General features: G+C 37.1%; 16 protein-coding genes and 1 riboswitch. Of the genes, 12 read left to right on the top strand and 4 right to left on the bottom strand.

Annotation, left to right across the window (positions count from 1 at the left end):
• The 7 genes from I6F47_RS01210 (at position 1) to I6F47_RS01180 (ending at position 7,620) form a co-directional block, all read left to right on the top strand.
• Positions 1 to 933, top strand: a complete 933-nt coding sequence (locus I6F47_RS01210) for an ornithine carbamoyltransferase (protein WP_165721053.1) — start codon at positions 1 to 3, stop codon at positions 931 to 933.
• Positions 930 to 2,132: an argininosuccinate synthase gene (locus I6F47_RS01205; protein ID WP_165721052.1), complete on the top strand. Its 1,203-nt coding sequence runs from the start codon at positions 930 to 932 to the stop codon at positions 2,130 to 2,132. The genes I6F47_RS01210 and I6F47_RS01205 overlap by 4 nt, the downstream gene beginning before the upstream one ends.
• Before the next feature lie 49 nt (positions 2,133 to 2,181).
• A complete protein-coding gene (argH, locus tag I6F47_RS01200; protein ID WP_007581654.1) occupies positions 2,182 to 4,047 on the top strand; it encodes an argininosuccinate lyase in 1,866 nt (621 codons plus the stop codon).
• 265 nt (positions 4,048 to 4,312) lie between these two features.
• Positions 4,313 to 4,507, top strand: coding sequence for a hypothetical protein (locus I6F47_RS01195; protein ID WP_101164309.1), 195 nt, complete (start codon positions 4,313 to 4,315; stop codon positions 4,505 to 4,507).
• 1,557 nt (positions 4,508 to 6,064) lie between these two features.
• Entirely contained in the window at positions 6,065 to 6,583 is a 519-nt protein-coding gene (locus I6F47_RS01190; protein ID WP_101164305.1) for a hypothetical protein, read from the top strand.
• Complete coding sequence (locus I6F47_RS01185) at positions 6,576 to 7,103, top strand: hypothetical protein (RefSeq protein ID WP_101164304.1); 528 nt, start codon at positions 6,576 to 6,578, stop codon at positions 7,101 to 7,103. Before I6F47_RS01190 ends, I6F47_RS01185 begins: the two co-directional genes overlap by 8 nt.
• Position 7,104: 1 nt before the next feature.
• Positions 7,105 to 7,620: a hypothetical protein gene (locus I6F47_RS01180; RefSeq protein ID WP_024590027.1), complete on the top strand. Its 516-nt coding sequence runs from the start codon at positions 7,105 to 7,107 to the stop codon at positions 7,618 to 7,620.
• A 32-nt stretch (positions 7,621 to 7,652) separates the two neighbouring features.
• Here the strand turns inward: I6F47_RS01180 and coaD are convergent, their stop codons facing one another.
• A complete protein-coding gene (gene coaD / locus I6F47_RS01175) occupies positions 7,653 to 8,144 on the bottom strand; it encodes a pantetheine-phosphate adenylyltransferase (protein WP_024592299.1) in 492 nt (163 codons plus the stop codon).
• Between the two features lie 198 nt (positions 8,145 to 8,342).
• Here coaD and I6F47_RS01170 point away from each other — a divergent pair, with 198 nt between their 5' ends.
• Entirely contained in the window at positions 8,343 to 9,035 is a 693-nt protein-coding gene (locus I6F47_RS01170; RefSeq protein WP_024592300.1) for a TetR/AcrR family transcriptional regulator, read from the top strand.
• Positions 9,036 to 9,359: 324 nt separating this feature from the next.
• Positions 9,360 to 10,817, top strand: a complete 1,458-nt coding sequence (gene thiI / locus I6F47_RS01165; protein ID WP_101164302.1) for a tRNA uracil 4-sulfurtransferase ThiI — start codon at positions 9,360 to 9,362, stop codon at positions 10,815 to 10,817.
• Between the two features lie 40 nt (positions 10,818 to 10,857).
• On the opposite strand, the gene I6F47_RS01160 is transcribed toward thiI, so the two are convergent.
• Both I6F47_RS01160 and I6F47_RS01155 read right to left on the bottom strand, forming a co-directional pair.
• Positions 10,858 to 11,760: a ketopantoate reductase family protein gene (locus I6F47_RS01160; protein WP_165721051.1), complete on the bottom strand. Its 903-nt coding sequence runs from the start codon at positions 11,758 to 11,760 to the stop codon at positions 10,858 to 10,860.
• Positions 11,753 to 12,106: a VanZ family protein gene (locus I6F47_RS01155; RefSeq protein ID WP_007581666.1), complete on the bottom strand. Its 354-nt coding sequence runs from the start codon at positions 12,104 to 12,106 to the stop codon at positions 11,753 to 11,755. The genes I6F47_RS01160 and I6F47_RS01155 overlap by 8 nt, the downstream gene beginning before the upstream one ends.
• Before the next feature lie 152 nt (positions 12,107 to 12,258).
• Between I6F47_RS01155 and I6F47_RS01150 the strand changes: the two genes are divergently transcribed.
• The 3 genes from I6F47_RS01150 (at position 12,259) to I6F47_RS01140 (ending at position 15,839) form a co-directional block, all read left to right on the top strand.
• Positions 12,259 to 12,741 (top strand): YajQ family cyclic di-GMP-binding protein, encoded by a 483-nt coding sequence (locus I6F47_RS01150; protein WP_007377833.1) that lies wholly within the window; start codon positions 12,259 to 12,261, stop codon positions 12,739 to 12,741.
• 201 nt (positions 12,742 to 12,942) lie between these two features.
• Positions 12,943 to 13,728, top strand: coding sequence for an ABC transporter substrate-binding protein (locus I6F47_RS01145; RefSeq protein WP_197183172.1), 786 nt, complete (start codon positions 12,943 to 12,945; stop codon positions 13,726 to 13,728).
• A 63-nt stretch (positions 13,729 to 13,791) separates the two neighbouring features.
• Positions 13,792 to 13,975: riboswitch (cobalamin riboswitch) on the top strand.
• Between the two features lie 37 nt (positions 13,976 to 14,012).
• On the top strand, positions 14,013 to 15,839 hold the full coding sequence (locus I6F47_RS01140; protein ID WP_165721050.1) for a TonB-dependent receptor domain-containing protein: 1,827 nt from the start codon (positions 14,013 to 14,015) through the stop codon (positions 15,837 to 15,839).
• A gap of 116 nt (positions 15,840 to 15,955) precedes the next feature.
• Here I6F47_RS01140 and msrA read toward each other — a convergent pair whose 3' ends face one another.
• A complete protein-coding gene (gene msrA / locus I6F47_RS01135; protein ID WP_165721049.1) occupies positions 15,956 to 16,492 on the bottom strand; it encodes a peptide-methionine (S)-S-oxide reductase MsrA in 537 nt (178 codons plus the stop codon).
• Positions 16,493 to 16,562: the final 70 nt, after the last annotated feature.

Below are 16,562 nucleotides of genomic sequence, written 5' to 3'. Positions count from 1 at the left end.
ATGTTTGAGAATTTTTTAACGGGTTTAGAGTTAGACAAAGAAGGCGCACTTAATTTATTAAAGTTAGCGCAAGATATAAAAGCAAAGCCAGAAAAATACAGCCAAGTATTATCGGGTAAATCAATCGTAACATTGTTTGAAAAGCAAAGCTTACGTACACGTTTATCGTTTGATATAGGTATTAATCGCCTTGGTGGTCATGCTGTTTATTTAGATCAGCAAAATGGCGCTATGGGTGCACGTGAATCAATTAAAGATTTTGCACTTAATATTTCTACTTGGGCCGACGGTATTGTGGCGCGTGTAAATCAGCACAGCACATTAACCACGTTAGGTGAATATTCATCGGTACCTGTGGTAAATAGCTTGTGTGACTTGTACCACCCTTGCCAAGCGCTTGCTGATTTTTTAACACTTCAAGAAGTACATGGCGATGTGAGTCAGCTTAAAGTAGCTTACTTAGGTGAGGGAAACAATGTAACTCATTCATTAATGCTTTTAGCGGCAACGCTTGGTACTGACTTTGTTGCTGTAACACCAAAAGGGTGTTCGCCAGATTCACAAATACTTAAAAAAGCAGAGCAAATTGCAGCAATGAATGGCGCATCAGTCATGGTGAGCGATAGAGTTGAAGCTGCAGTTGGTGCAAACGTTGTATATGCAGATACATGGGTATCAATGGGTGATACAACGCCGCTTGAGCAAGTAAAAGAAAAATACATGCCTTATCAATTAAACCAGGCATTGCTAGATCAAACAGGTGCGACTACGGTATTACATTGCCAACCGGCACACCGTGAATTTGAAATTACCTCTGAGGTAATGGATGGTCCAGCATCAAAAATCATTCAACAAGCAGAGAATCGCATGCATGCGCAAAATGCTCTGCTAGTTACATTACTAAATCCAAATTTTGTTAAGGAACACCTATGAGTTCAATTAAAAAAGTCGTTTTAGCCTATTCTGGTGGTCTTGATACGTCGGCTATCGTGCCATGGTTAAAAGAAAACTACGGCTGTGAAGTAATCGCGTTTGTTGCCGATGTAGGTCAAGGCGCTGAAGAACTTGAAGGCGTAGAAGCTAAAGCAATTGCCTCTGGTGCATCTGAATGTTACGTAGTTGACTTAAAAGATGAAATGGTAAGTGATTACATTTACCCAACGCTTAAAACGGGCTCAATTTACGAAGGTACTTATTTATTAGGTACTTCTATGGCGCGCCCAATTATTGCTAAAGCACAAGTTGAAATTGCACGTAAAGTAGGTGCTGATGCACTTTCTCATGGTTGTACTGGTAAAGGTAATGACCAAGTTCGTTTTGAATCATGTTTTGCAGCACTAGCCCCTGATTTAAAAGTAATTGCGCCATGGCGTGAGTGGGACTTATCGAGCCGTGAATCATTACTTGATTACTTAGCAGAGCGTGACATTCCGTGTTCAGCATCTGCTACAAAAATTTATAGCCGTGATGCTAACGCTTGGCATATTTCGCATGAAGGTGGTGAGCTTGAAGACCCATGGTGTCAACCAACTGAACAAGTATGGACTTGGACTAATTCTCCAGAGCAAGCTCCAGATAAATCAGAACTAGTAACATTAAAAGTTGTTGAAGGCGAAGTGGTTGCTGTAAATGGCATAGAACTTAAACCTTACGATTGTTTAGTTAAATTAAACGATATTGCATCGCCTCATGGTGTTGGACGTGTTGATATTGTAGAAAATCGTTTAGTTGGCATGAAGTCACGCGGTTGTTATGAAACGCCAGGCGGCACAGTCATTATGGCTGCGCTTCAAGCCATTGACGAGCTAGTGCTTGATAAAGCAAGCCGTAAGTGGAAAGAAGTACTCGGTGGCGAGTTCTCGCATTTAGTATACGACGGCCGTTGGTTTACGCCTCTTAAAGATTCTATTTTAGCCGGTGCTGAAGCACTTTCTAAAGTGGCAACAGGTGAAGTGGTACTTAAGCTATACAAAGGCCAAGTAACTGCAGTTCAAAAGCAGTCACCAAATAGCTTATACAGCGAAGCATTTGCTACATTTGGCGAAGATGATGTGTACGACCAATCACACGCTGAAGGCTTTATTCGTTTATTCTCGCTTTCAAGCAGAATTTCAGCACTCGCTAAAAAGTAATTTATTACGCCCCTTATAAAAGGGGCACTACAGGGTTTGGAGAGATTTCATGGCATTATGGGGCGGACGTTTTTCTACGGGTCCAGATGAGGCGTTTAAGCAATTTAACGACTCTCTTCCCTTTGACTACCAGTTAGCAGAGCAAGATATTATTGGCTCTGTGGCATGGGCTGGTGCACTTGAACAGGTAAGTGTACTTTCAAGTGACGAGCACACAAGATTAGTGGCTGCATTAAATGAGCTGCTTGAAGAAGTTAAAGCAGATCCACAAGCGGTAGCTACTTCAGGTGCAGAGGATATTCATTCACATGTTGAAGCAGCTCTAATTGAAAAAGTAGGTGATTTAGCTAAAAAATTACATACAGGCCGAAGCCGTAATGACCAAGTTGCCACCGACTTTAGATTATGGTGCCGTGATACGGCTGACCATTTACTAGATGCTATTGCACAGCTTAAAGGCGAGTTTGTAGCGCTTGCAGAGCGAGAGCTTGGCACAATATTACCAGGTTACACGCACTTACAGCGCGCACAACCAGTATTGTTTAGCCACTGGTGTATGGCGTATGTAGAGATGCTAGAGCGTGATGAAAGCCGCCTGCAAGATGCTAAAGCGCGCATGAATTTTTGCCCATTAGGCAGTGGTGCATTAGCAGGTACAGCTTATCCGATTGATCGCCAAGCATTAGCACACGGATTAGGTTTTACAGCGGCTACAAAAAATAGCCTTGATGGCGTATCTGATCGTGATTTTGTGTTAGATCTTTTAAGTTGTGCGTCTATTTCGATGATTCACTTATCTCGTATGTCAGAGGATTTGATTTTTTATAATTCGGGTGAAGCCGGATTTATAGAGCTTGCTGATAACGTAACATCAGGCTCATCGCTCATGCCTCAGAAAAAAAACCCTGATGCACTCGAGCTTATTCGCGGTAAAACCGGACGTGTGTTTGGTGCATTTAGCGCTATGATGATGACGTTAAAAGCGCTGCCACTTGCATACAATAAAGATATGCAAGAAGACAAAGAAGGCCTGTTCGACGCTATGCCAACATGGCTTGCATGTATTCATATGGCGCAAGCATGTATTAAAGGCGTTAAAGTAAACGGTGATAAGACACTTGCTGCAGCAAAAGGAGGGCATGCAAACGCCACCGAACTTGCTGATTACTTAGTTGCTAAAGGTGTGCCATTTAGGGAAGGGCATCACATTGTAGGTGTACTTGTACAGCTTGCGATTAGCGAAGGTAAAACGCTTGAAGAGCTATCGCTTGAGCAGTACAAATCAGTAAACACTGTATTTGAAGACGATGTTTACCCAGTACTTGAAATTGATGCGTGTATAAAAGCACGTAAAGCCCTTGGTGGGACGTCTATTGAACAAGTAACGAATGCTGTTAAAGAAGCCAAAAAAAAACAGCAAATAACGGTACGTGATGCAAATTTAGATGATGTAGAAGCAATTGCCACGCTTATACAGCATTGGGCAACGGTAGGTGAAAATCTGCCTCGTGCAAAAAGTGATATGGTGCACTCTATTAACGAGTTTGCAGTAACAGAAATAAATGGAAAAGTGTCGGGCTGTGCGTCGTTATACATTTACGATACCGGCCTTGCTGAAATACGCTCATTGGGTATAGACCCAAAAAGTAAAGTGTCGGGGCAGGGTAGACAGCTTGTAGATCATCTACTTACTAAAGCCAAAAAATTGGCACTTAACCGAGTTATTGTATTAACACGCGTACCAGATTTTTTTGAACAACAACGTTTTACTTTTTGTAGCAAAGACTCTTTGCCTGAAAAAGTAATGAAAGATTGTGAACTTTGCCTTCGTAAAGAAAATTGTGACGAAGTAGCAATGGAATATATTTTGAAGCTAAGTACACGTGCGGAGATCCCGTGTAAATACGTAGCTTAAACTCCCTGGATACAAAAAACGTACGGTTATCCCTGTGCGTTTTTTTATGTTTGCAGTAAACTGGTCGGAGCTGTTTGGTTTGATTATATAAGTATGTTTTAAGTGAGTTTTAAGGTGTCAAAAAAAGTTGGCACATTGGTTGCTTTATATAAGGTAGATAGCAAAATAGCTATCACTACTTTAAACAGGTGATGCATTTATCTACATAATAATGTGGTTAAAAGTTGCACCAAATATAATTAAAACTTTTACAAGGATCAATCACATGCAAGTTTCAGCTAATAGCCAATTACAAATGCAAGCATACAACAAAACACAACAATTAAAGCCTGCAATGGAACAAACTGCTAGCCCTAAAACCCTGCAATCTGATACAGTGAGCTTTTCTCAAGAGGCTATTGCTGCAGCTGGTGCAGAATTACAGCGCGGTGGTGGTATGATACCTATAAAACCTAAGTGATTAATTAAGGTTATAAATGTTTTTAACTGAGTTTTTTGGCTTTTTTTCGCTTTCTGCATTTACAATGTGGGGGTTTTTAATGGCATTTTTTTTCAATGTCTTTGTTTACTCCCTAAATGTGAAAAGAGATACAAACCTATTATTCAGTTCGTTTGTAATGATGGTTTCTTATACACTATCAGATTACTTCTTTACATGGCTGTCGATAAAAACTACAGTATATTTGGATTGGGCAATATATGATGTTCTAACTATTCTAATTCTTTCTGTGAGCCTAGCCTGTAAGAAAAAAACCTCCGTTTCATTCATATACTTGACCGTAGGACTATCAATAAATTTAACTTTTTTTCTTTTGATGTATTTTGATTTATATGTACATCAAAACAAAGAACGGTGGTTATTATGGGACATTTACGCAGTTTCAGTTAATATTATAGACGTAATAATGATAGTCGCATTAATTGTTGATAGAGACTTCCTCGGTCTTCATAAATTAAAGAACAAAATCCTCAGCTACTTCAAGTCAAACGATACCCATAAAGTAACCTAGTTTAAAATGTACTTAACTGGTGCTTTTCTGGATTATATAAATGCTTTTACACAATGGGGCTTTTTAATGGCCTTTTTGTACTGCTTAGTATCTAGTGTCAATATTAAAAATAAATCCCTTCTCATTACATCAAGCATTATGTTGTGTTCATATTTTTTAAGTGGATACTTTACTATATTGAATGCTCCTTATTTAGATTGGATTTTATATGATTTTCTTACCATAGTAGCGATACTCTTTTTTATAAAAATTGACTTTATTAAATGTTGCCCAAGTGCCAATTTTATTCTGATAGGTTTAGTCATTAATAGCCTCCTCGCATCAGTAATGCATTACGATCTATATATTCTTTACCACTTAGATGAGTGGTGGTATTGGAGTTTTTATTCTGTTGGGAGTACTTTAATAGATGTATTGATGATGCTCTCGCTAATACTTAATAAAAATCTTATAAAAATGTCGCCTTTAAAAATTATTAATTTGAATAAAAAAAATCTTAATAATAATGAGTGAACTCATAATTAGCCCAACAGTTTCTTTGTACATAGGTGCATTTTTACAATGGGGATTCCTTATGGCCTTTTTGTACTCCCTTGCTCATTCGATTAATAAGCCTAATAAAGAAAGAGTGTATTTGTCTTTGGTTATGAGTATTTCATATTCATTTAGTATATTTACAAATCTGGATACGGTAACTTATCTAGATTTTTTGTTTTCCGATATTTTAACTCTCCTAGTTATTATTTCCCTTAGGCGGCTCTGGCATGATGGTATTACCTATCTATATATCATTACTGGTTTAGCTATAAACTCAACTCTACATTTTCTCATGCATTACGACATCTATATATCAAATAATACAAGCTACTGGTGGCTTTGGAATGCTTACGCAATAGGGGTCAACGCTGCTGATTTCATAATGGTAACTATATTTTTTATAAACAAAGATTTTTTATACTTGATGAAATTTAGAAATGGTTTGATTGCGAGTTTGAAGAGGATAGTTAGTGTCTGACATACTGTGGGATCTGGTAGCGATTAGAGATTATGTAGGTATTTTTATTACATGGTTCTTTGTAATTGCATTTCTTTATAATTTATCAGCAAGCATAAATAGTCCCTATAAAAATACAATGTACCTTTCTGGTATTATGATGATTTCGTATACCTTAAGTACACTGTTCGATATGGTTATAGTGTCTCACTTAAACTATTTTTACTTCGATATTGTAACTCTAATTATTATTTTTACGTTTAGGTACTACAGCCGAAGCCCAATTCCTAACGCATTTTATTATCTTGTATTTGGTCTGAGTATTAATGCATCTTTATTTTTAGCTATGCATTACGATATAGAGATTCTAGGTACTCTATATTATTGGTGGTTTTGGAACGTTTATGTATTTGGTATGTACTTTACAGATTTGATAATGCCATTAGCGCTTATCTTTAACAAAGATTTTTTAGGTCTAGTTAAGCTTACTAAATTTTTAACTGAAAAATTTAAAAGGTCACGCAATGCATGATTTTTTATGGCAGCTGGCTAGTTTATACGACTATATAACTATTTTTACTACATGGTCTTTTGTACTCGCTTTTTTATATAATTTGTCTGCAAGCATTAACAAGTCTGACAAAAGCTGCACACAACTTGCATTCATTATGATGGTATCTTACACCTCAAGTATTTTTATGGATCCCTTGAGCAACACACCCCATTTGACCCTTTTTATATTTGATATCGTAACTATGTTTTTTCTGATTATATGGCTGATATACTTTAGTAAAAACCTCCCCGTAGCCTTTTATTATCTTTTAGTTGGACTTAGCTTTAACGCATTTGTTTTTTTTGGAATGCACTACGACAGTATTGTTTTAGGAAATTTGGATTACTGGTGGTTTTGGGCCTTATATGTAATAGGGCAAATAATTTCTGATTTAACGATGCTTTTAGTTCTCCTAATTAATAAAGACTTTTTAGGTTTGGTTGCATTAAAACGGTATTTACTTAATCGTATAAAAAACACCCATCAAAAGGTTGAATAAAATGGAGGAGCTATTTTGGCAATTAAATTCAGTTAACGAATATTTTGGAATATTTATTACATGGCTTTTTGTTTTTTCTTTTTTGTTCACTCTATCAGCGGCTATTAATAAGCAAGATAAAAGCCGAGTTCACCTTTGCTTTATTATGATGGCTTCGTATACATTTAGTTTGTTTATGGACATAACTACTGCGGCTCCGCATTTAAAGTTGTTTATATTTGATGTACTAACAATTGCCGTTATTTTTATGTGGCGTATTTTTTTAGGACGTAAAATACCGTACGGATTTTATTATCTTATTGTAGGGCTTGCTATCAATGCCTCACTGTTTATGGGGATGTACATTGATAATACTCTTTATGGCAATTGGGATTTTTGGTGGTTGTGGATGCTGTATGGTTTTCTTATGCCTATTATTGATATCACTATGGCGCTAATACTAATTATCAATAAAGATTTGCTAAAACTTGTTTGGTTAATTAAAAAATTAAAATCATCTATACAAAAGCCGAATTAGCGCATACAAGTTATGCGCTAATTCGGGAAGTGTTATTGGGCACCACAGCCCAATTTAGTTTTTAGCGCTTTAACAATTACCGGGTCTACAAACTCGCTTACATCACCATTGTGGCGAGCTACTTCTTTAACGAGTGTTGATGAAATAAATGAATTTCGCTCTGCGGGTGTTAAAAATACACTTTCTAAGTCGGGGTTCAGGCGGCGGTTCATGTTAGCTAATTGAAATTCATAGTCAAAATCAGATACAGCTCTAATACCGCGAATAAGCACATTAGCATTGTGATCGCGTGCAAGATCAGCCAATAAACCAGAAAAACCAATCACCTTAACATTATCTATGTGGCTTAAAATAGAGTTTGCAAGCTCAACACGTTCTTCAAGGTTAAAGCAGGGTTTTTTACTTGGGTTATTAGCAACCGCAACTAATACAGTATCAAACATTTTAGCTGCACGTTGAATAAGGTCTGTGTGCCCATTAGTTAGTGGATCAAAGGTGCCAGGGTAAATTGCAATAACTTTCATAATGTTCACTATTTATTATTTTAGCGCTAGTTTAACAGTGTTTATGCCACAAAGCAGCCTAGCTAAAAAACCATATAAACACTTATTTTCTTTAAACAGGTCAGTCCATGGTGGGAGTGTTTTAATGATTCATATTTGTTTATACTGTTTACCACTTTTGAGTGTAATGTAGCCTATAGATAATTTGAGTATTAGCATATGAATACCAAGGATAAAATAATACACACCAGTATTTTGTTGTTTAACGAAAATGGTGAGCGTGCAATAACGACAAATCATATTGCATCAAACTTAGGGATGAGCCCGGGTAATCTTTATTATCATTTTAAAAATAAAGAAGACATTATCCGTCATATTTTTGCGTTGTATCGCGATCATTTAAATACTCACTTTAAACCAATAAATAAAGATGATGATGCATTTAATCATTTAACGGCTTACCTAGATTCGTTATTTGAGCTGATGTGGCGCTATCATTTTTTTTACGACAATCTCGGTGATATTCTCTCTAGAGATGCTGATTTAAAACAAGCTTATATTGATTTTCAACTCGAATTACTAGAGCAAGTTCGTAAAATTATTTTAGGACTTCGCGACAGTGAAATGATTGCTATTGATGAGCAGGATGTCATTGATTTAGCACATACACTAAAGTTAACGGTTAGTTTTTGGACGCCTTATATTAAAGCCCGTAGGCCAAGCGGTACGCTTGCTGAGCAAGATATATATCATGGTATTTTAAAAGTACTTACATTATTTAGAGCGTACAGTACCGATAAAAGCATTGATAAAATGAACCTGCTACGTGAAAAATATACTGAATTAGCGCAACAAGCCTTAGGGCCTGTTGACCTTTCAGGATTAAAATTTGTTCAATCTAGGGGCGATTAAATCACGACGCGAGGTTTGTAACCTAGTGGGCTAAGTAAAAACCAAGCAACAAAGAGTTAATCGCCCCTAGGCTAAACCCTTTGGGCAGCGCTTGTTTGGTATTTATGCTACGTTATCGCCTATTTATGGGGAATAACCACACTACATAGGCTCTGCCTTGCCTAAATACCAAACACACTGCTGCAAATTTAACCTCGAAAGATAAACAGGCCCTAGCTGTAGTTTAATCGATAGTAATAGGCTGTTTCCTAGGCGCTGAATTTTTTGCTATAATCCCGCGCCAAATGCCTGGGAGCGCGAATTCCCGCAGTCTAAGAGTGAACTATGCTTAAATTTATCGTCAAACTACATCCTGAAATAGCCATTAAAAGCCGTTCAGTCCGTAAACGCTTTACTAAAGTGTTAGAAAATAACATTAAAATTGTATTGCGCCGTGTTGACGAAAAAGTACAAGTAAGAAATAACTGGGATAACATTTCAGTTGTTACAAAACTTGAAGACGCGCAAGTTCGCCTTGATTTTATCGATAGCCTTAAACGCATCCCTGGCATTGTTCAATTTATTGAAGTAACCGAAACACAATTCGAAACTCTTGATGATATTTATCAAAAAACCATCGCTTTAGTTGGTCATACTATTGTGGGTAAAACCTTTTGTGTTCGTGCTAAGCGCATAGGGCAACACGATTTTACCTCAACTGATTTAGAGCGTTATGTTGGTGGTGGATTAAATCAACATATTGAAGGCGCAAGCGTAAAGCTTAGCCGCCCAGAAGTAACAATACGCCTAGAAGTAAAAGACGATAAAGCTTACATTGTTTCTCATACACATTTTGGTATGGCTGGTTTTCCTCTGCCAACTCAAGAAGATGTGCTTTCGCTGATGTCTGGTGGTTTTGACTCTGGCGTAGCAAGTTACCAAATGATTCGAAAAGGCGCACGCACGCACTTTTTATTCTTTAATCTAGGTGGCGCAGCGCACGAAATTGGCGTTAAGCAAGCAAGCTACTACTTATGGAAAAAATATAGCTCTACACATAAAGTTAAATTTGTAACGGTTGATTTTGAACCTGTTGTTGCTGAAATTTTAGAAAACGTTGAAAACAGCCAAATGGGTGTTGTACTTAAACGTATGATGATGCGCGCAGGGAGTGTGGTTGCGCAAAAGTTAAACATTCAGGCACTTGTTACTGGCGAAAGTATTGGCCAAGTATCTAGTCAAACATTAGCGAATTTAAGCGTGATTGACCGTGTTACTGAAACGCTTATTTTACGCCCGCTTATTCAACACGATAAGCAAGAAATTATTAATATTGCTCGTCAAATTGGTACGGCCGAAATGGCAGAAACAATGCCTGAATACTGTGGTGTTATTTCTAAAAAGCCAACGGTTAAAGCCAAAATAGACGTTATTCTTGGTGAAGAAGAAAAGTTCGACTTTGATGTACTTGATACCGTTGTAAACAACGCACGTATAATGGACGTGCGTGATATTGACGTAGAAGCCAAACAAGAACTTAAAGAAGCTGAATCGGTTGCTGATTTGCCTGTAGGCTCTGTGGTAGTTGATATTCGCTCACCAGAGGAAGAAGAAGCTGCACCGCTTGCAATCGACGGTGTTGAAGTGGTTCATTTACCGTTCTTCCGTCTGGCGACTAAGTTTGGTGATTTACCAAAAGACACTGACTACTATTTATATTGTGATAGAGGCGTAATGAGCCAACTACAGGCACTTATGCTGCACGAACAAGGCTTTGAAACTGTAAAAGTTTACCGCCCATAAGGTTTGTCGTCTTAAAGTTAAGAATTAATATAAGCGTGGTTTATACCACGCTTTTTTTTGCCTGAATTTTGACTAACAACTCATCGTTGTAAGGCGTTGGAATACTGTGAAGTTTACCTTGTTGGCTAATATAGCCACATATAGCTGATATTTCAGTTTCTCTATTGTGAGCTATATCTTGCTGCATTGATGAGTAATTATTTGCGGTTAACTCCATTATTTTATAAGCGGTATTGAGAGCTTTAATTAATGGGATATTAAGCCCTTGAGCCTTTGCTATATTGCATGCTTCAGTGAGTGCATTAAAAATTATAGCGTTGTACTTAGGTGCGCGTAACTCACCATTTTTTACATTACTTAAAGCGCTTAATGGGTTAATGGCAATATTTACGAGTAGTTTTTCAAAACGAAGCTGCTGAATGTTATTAGTAAACTTGAGGCTGGGTATTACTTTAAAAATATCAGCTATTGGCGCGCTATTTTGAAAAGCTAATTCATTACAAGCACCAATAACACTTTGTCCCTCACCAGTGTGCTGCACAATGTATTGGTTTGATTTAAAGCCCGCTATGCTTGTCGTTAAAAAGTAGAGTGCTTGGTGAGTGCTTAGCTGGCTATTTACCTCATCAACATTACCCATTCCGTTATGCGAAAGTACAACAGAGCAATGATTTGGTAAAAACGGCTTTATTTGCGTAAATGCATCAAGTACTTGAAAGGCTTTAACGGTAAATAAAACAACATCAAATTCAGCCGCTTTATTTAGCTGATTTAATGCAATAAATTGTGCGTCAATTTTTTTAGATGCACCCTTACCTCGACTATAAAAGCGGGTATTTGTTGGGCTTTTGCGAGTTAAAACACTGACATTATGCGACGCACTTAGAAAATGACTAAGTAACAAGCCAATAGCACCATCGCCGACAATTAAAATATTAGCCATATGGGTTCTTTTTTCGAGGTGTAAAAATTACTCTAAGTAAAAAGTAGCTTGCGGCACCTGCAAAATCAGCAAAAAAATCACCGAGTGATGCTTGCCTATATGGAAGTGCGTCTTGCATTATTTCTATAGAGGCGCCATAACCTGCCAATAAAAGTATTTGCGCATATAAAGGAAGCTTAAACGCTTTATCCATTATTATGGCTAGTATAAAAAAAATCCCAAAATGGGCGACTTTATCAACATGAGGAAATAAATTTACAACGCCACCTTTTATTTCTTTGGCAAATAAAAAGGTAAAAGCTACTATGCTGATTAAAAAAATTGCTTGATAAACACGCCTTGTCACGACAAATCCTAAAATCGCTTAAAAAAGAGGCGCAAGTATATCAAACTAATTTAATATCGCACCTGAACAAGATGCAGAAAAATGTAAAGATTTATAATTTTAGCGTTATAATTGCCACATAAAATTAAGATTAAATAGTTAGGAGCAAACCAATGCCTTCATTTGATATTGTATCTGAAGTAGAAATGAACGAAGCTAAAAACGCAGTTGATAATGCAAATCGTGAGCTAGAGACTCGCTTTGACTTTAGAGGCGTTGATGCATCTATTGAGCTAAATGACAAAACAATTAAGCTTAAAGCTGAAGCAGACTCTCAGGTTATGCAATTATTTGATATTTTAGCTAACAAAATATCTAAGCGTGGTATGGATGTATCAAGCTTAGAGCTTCAAGATATTACCCGTGCAGGTAAAAATGTATTTCGTAACGTTGGCTTAAAGCAAGGTATCGAAAAGGACATGGCTAAAAAAGTAGTTAAAGCCATTAAAGACTCTAAAGTTAAAGTTCAAGCTGCTATCCAAGGCGAAGAAGTACGTGTAACGGGTAAAAAACGTGACGATCTTCAAGAGGCTATGCAAGTAGTGCGCAGTGCTGAGCTAGGTCAGCCTTTTCAGTTTAAAAATTTCCGCGATTAATTAATAAATAGTTTTAAATTAAGCATGCTTTAATCTGTTTATACTTACAGACAGATTGAAGCTACTTACTCTTTTTAAATATCTCACTATTATCCCTCTTTATTGCCTAGATACTCCCGTATGTATTAATCTCCTTTTTGATATTTAAGCTATTATATTTAATCACATGCAATTAAGTACTTCACACTAGAAGGTATTAAAATGAAACGTCATCAATTATTTTTGTTATTTGTTTTGCTTACATTTACCAAACCAAGCTTATCAAAAACAGTTGATATTGATATACTGGTTGAAGATGGCTACTTTCCCATTATTATTAATGCGCAAAAAAAACAGGGTTTTGCTCCTGAGTTTATTAAGATTTTAAACGGCGCACAGCAGGAGTTTAACTTCGTACTTGAGTCTCTACCTGTAAAAAGGCTTGCTTTGTCAGTTGAAAAAAATAATTTTGATGTTTTATTTTTAATGGCACTGCAATGGATCCCACAATCAGCGCAAGAGAATATTAAAAAAACCGAATTTTATACCATTACCAAAAATGAGCTTTATACGCTTAAAGAAAATACAAATGAGCAAGCTTACTTTGACGACATTACGTCATTAACAAAGGTTGGGGTATTGGGGTACTCGTATCAATTTGCTGGATTTAATACCGATGCCGAATTTTTAAGTGAGGAACATCAGGTAAGTTTAACCATTGATGAATTCAATGTGGTTAAAATGCTGCTATTAAAGCGCGCGGAAGTAGGTGTTTTAAATAATATTGCTTACCAATATTTTAAAAATCAAAATACTTTTAATATGGATTTACTCTATAAAAGTAACGTACCAGATGCCGTTTATAAAACGCACTTTTTAGTTAACTCTAAATCAAATAAGATCACTAGTAATAAAATGGATGAAATACTAAGCTTACCTACTGCACAAATACAACTTCAGAAGCTACTTGATAAATATGGAGTTTCTTCAAACTATACTAGCCCCTAACTGCATTTTAAAGGTTTTTAGCTGTATAGACGTCCATTGACATTTGTAAACAAAATACTCACAATAGCGACATATTTTCAAGGTGCTTGCTAGCCACTTCATGTAATGATTTTTTTAGCAGGATAATCGGGAAGTTGGTGCGTTTTCATGATGACTACAAGCCCAACACTGCCCCCGCAACGGTAAAGTATTGCATATTTTGATGTGCTTACTGAGTCCGGAGACCGGCCTTGATGCAATCTTACTTACTTAAATCTTTGCGGTGGGCAAAGGTAGGGGACATCATGTTAAACAAAACAACTTTAGGTGTTGCTATTTCTGCTGCGCTTTCATTTTCTGTGTCTGGCGCAGAGCAATCAATTGAAAAAATAACCGTTACAGCTAATAAATTTGAGCAATCAATCAATGACGTTTTAGCAAGTGTAAATGTTATTGAGCGTGCAGAAATAGACGCAAGCAACGTACGCGATTTACCAACCTTATTAAGCACGCGAGTTGGTTTTCAGGTTAATCCAAACGGTGGTTTTGGCCAAAATACAGGTGTGTCACTTCGTGGTACTGGCTCTGGCGATACGCTAATTTTGATTGACGGTGTACGTACAGGCTCAGCAACACTTGGTCAAAAAGCATTAAATAATGTCCCTTTAAATAGTATTGAACGCATTGAAATTATTAAGGGTTCTCGCGCGGCTGTTTACGGCTCTGATGCACTTGCTGGCGTAATTAACATTATAACGCGTGAATCAGATAACTTATCTGTGAGTGCTACGTTTGGTTCTGATTCTTACCAAAATTATCAAGTGGCAGGCTCTGTAAAATCAGGCGATATAACAACAGCATTTAATGCAGGCTTTGAAAAAACAGATAACTTTGATGTACTGCAAGGCGTAGCACCAGATGAAGATGGCTATGAAAATAAAAATCTTGGTTTTAAAGTAAATTATACTGATGCACACTACGGCGACTTTAAGTTATTAGGTCAATACAGTGAAGGTTTCGCAGATTACGACAGCCGCTTTAGCCCAGCCGACAGTACGATTGAACGAGATGATTTTAAAAACTATCAGCTTTCTGCAGGTTGGAGTAAAAACTACACTAACCAAACGCACAGTATTGATTTAGCGCTAGCAACGGATGATTCAGACAATACATATGTTGATTTTTCAGTTGGACCAACAACAAGTACTTTTATAACTAAACGCACACAAATTGATTATAACGGCCAATACCTATTATCTGATGAGCTTAACATTAGTGGTGGTATCAATTGGTACAACGATGATGTATCTCATAGTTCGCAACTATTTGTTGAAGACAGCCGAGATGTACTTGCTGTGTTTGTAGGTGCTTACTACGATGCAGATAAAGTATTAGCTAATTTAACTGTTCGCCAAGATGACGACGAGCAATTTGGCGACGAAACAACGTATACAGCCGCTGCGGGTTATCATTTATCTGAAAATGCAACATTTCGTATAAGCCAAAGTACTGGCTTTAAAGCCCCTACATTTAACGATTTATATTTCCCACTTTATGGTAACCCTGATTTACAGCCTGAAAAATCAGTAAACCGTGAGTTAGGTTTGAGTGTGGACTTTGATATTGCGCAAGTTGATGTTGCAATTTTTAGAAACGATATAGAAGATAAAATTGATTACGATGCAAACTTTGCATTAGCTAATATTGATGAAGCACGTTATGAAGGGGTTGAATTTAGCTTATCTCAGCAGTTTTTTGGTTTTGATAGCAACCTTAACTTTGCTTATTTGAGTGCAGAAGACGAAGAAACGGGCGCAGAGTTACGTAATGTTGCTAAACGTACTTTTAACTGGGAACTAGCAAAACAGTTTGGTGCTTTTGATGCAAGCTTAGACATGCAATATCGTAGTGACCGACAAGGTGCTGTGACGCGTTTAGGGTCATACACGCTTTGGAACTTAGCGGGTAATTATCAAGTAAATGAACATATTGAAGTTTCGCTTCGTGTAGAAAACTTATTTGATAAAGAGTATAACGCTGTTGATTCAAATACTGATTTTACAACGGGTCAAGTGTATTACTACAACACTCCAGAGCGTCGCTTTTTTGCAGGCGCAAGCTACCAGTTTTAACGGTATTTATTAATATTAAAAAGCCCGACTTATGTCGGGCTTTTTAATGTGTAGCTAAGTTTAACTAATCAATTTAACTAATCAATTTAACTAATCAATTTAACTACTCAAATTAGCTAGTCAGCTAAGAACTCCTTAAATACGGTTTCAAACTTATGTAATTTAGGTGCTATTAAAATACTACAGTAACCCTGCTGTGGGTTTTCGTTATAGTAATCTTGATGATAATGCTCTGCTGGATAATACGTAGTGGCAGGGCTGACTTCTGTCACAATGGGCTCACTCACATGGCTTTGCAGTTGAGCTATCATTTCATTGGTTTGCTTTAGTTGAGCTTCATCGTGATAGTAAACAACGCTTCTGTACTGTGTGCCTATATCGTTACCTTGGCGATTCAATTGTGTAGCATCATGCAAAGTGAAAAACATTGCTAAAAGTGTTTCAAAGCTAACTACAGTAGTATCAAATTCAATTTTAACAACCTCAGCGTGCCCAGTTGTGCCAGAGCATACAGAATTATAGGTTGGGGTGTCGGTTTCGCCACCGGTATAGCCAGAACTCACATCTAATACGCCATTTACACGTCTAAATGCTGCATCTATACACCAAAAACAGCCGCCACCAAATGTTGCTACTTGCGTTGTTGAGCTCATAAGTATTCCTAAAATGTATATGGAGTTTAAAGGCGAGCATAAATTGTATGCGCCGCAACAACAAGGTTAC

The organism is Pseudoalteromonas sp. NZS37 (assembly GCF_015864265.1).
Taxonomy (GTDB): domain Bacteria; phylum Pseudomonadota; class Gammaproteobacteria; order Enterobacterales; family Alteromonadaceae; genus Pseudoalteromonas; species Pseudoalteromonas arctica.
This window is presented reverse-complemented; position numbering and strand designations above follow the sequence as displayed.

Bases quoted from the DNA above. Each gene is read 5' to 3' on its own strand.
- I6F47_RS01205 (WP_165721052.1), top strand. From the start codon at position 930: ATGAGTTCAATTAAAAAAGTCGTTTTAGCCTATTCTGGTGGTCTTGAT.
- I6F47_RS01140 (WP_165721050.1), top strand. From the start codon at position 14,013: ATGTTAAACAAAACAACTTTAGGTGTTGCTATTTCTGCTGCGCTTTCA.
- I6F47_RS01180 (WP_024590027.1), top strand. From the start codon at position 7,105: ATGGAGGAGCTATTTTGGCAATTAAATTCAGTTAACGAATATTTTGGA.
- I6F47_RS01145 (WP_197183172.1), top strand. From the start codon at position 12,943: ATGAAACGTCATCAATTATTTTTGTTATTTGTTTTGCTTACATTTACC.
- thiI (WP_101164302.1), top strand. From the start codon at position 9,360: ATGCTTAAATTTATCGTCAAACTACATCCTGAAATAGCCATTAAAAGC.
- I6F47_RS01195 (WP_101164309.1), top strand. From the start codon at position 4,313: ATGCAAGTTTCAGCTAATAGCCAATTACAAATGCAAGCATACAACAAA.
- I6F47_RS01185 (WP_101164304.1), top strand. From the start codon at position 6,576: ATGCATGATTTTTTATGGCAGCTGGCTAGTTTATACGACTATATAACT.
- argH (WP_007581654.1), top strand. From the start codon at position 2,182: ATGGCATTATGGGGCGGACGTTTTTCTACGGGTCCAGATGAGGCGTTT.
- msrA (WP_165721049.1), bottom strand. From the start codon at position 16,492: ATGAGCTCAACAACGCAAGTAGCAACATTTGGTGGCGGCTGTTTTTGG.
- I6F47_RS01170 (WP_024592300.1), top strand. From the start codon at position 8,343: ATGAATACCAAGGATAAAATAATACACACCAGTATTTTGTTGTTTAAC.
- I6F47_RS01150 (WP_007377833.1), top strand. From the start codon at position 12,259: ATGCCTTCATTTGATATTGTATCTGAAGTAGAAATGAACGAAGCTAAA.
- coaD (WP_024592299.1), bottom strand. From the start codon at position 8,144: ATGAAAGTTATTGCAATTTACCCTGGCACCTTTGATCCACTAACTAAT.
- I6F47_RS01210 (WP_165721053.1), top strand. From the start codon at position 1: ATGTTTGAGAATTTTTTAACGGGTTTAGAGTTAGACAAAGAAGGCGCA.
- I6F47_RS01160 (WP_165721051.1), bottom strand. From the start codon at position 11,760: ATGGCTAATATTTTAATTGTCGGCGATGGTGCTATTGGCTTGTTACTT.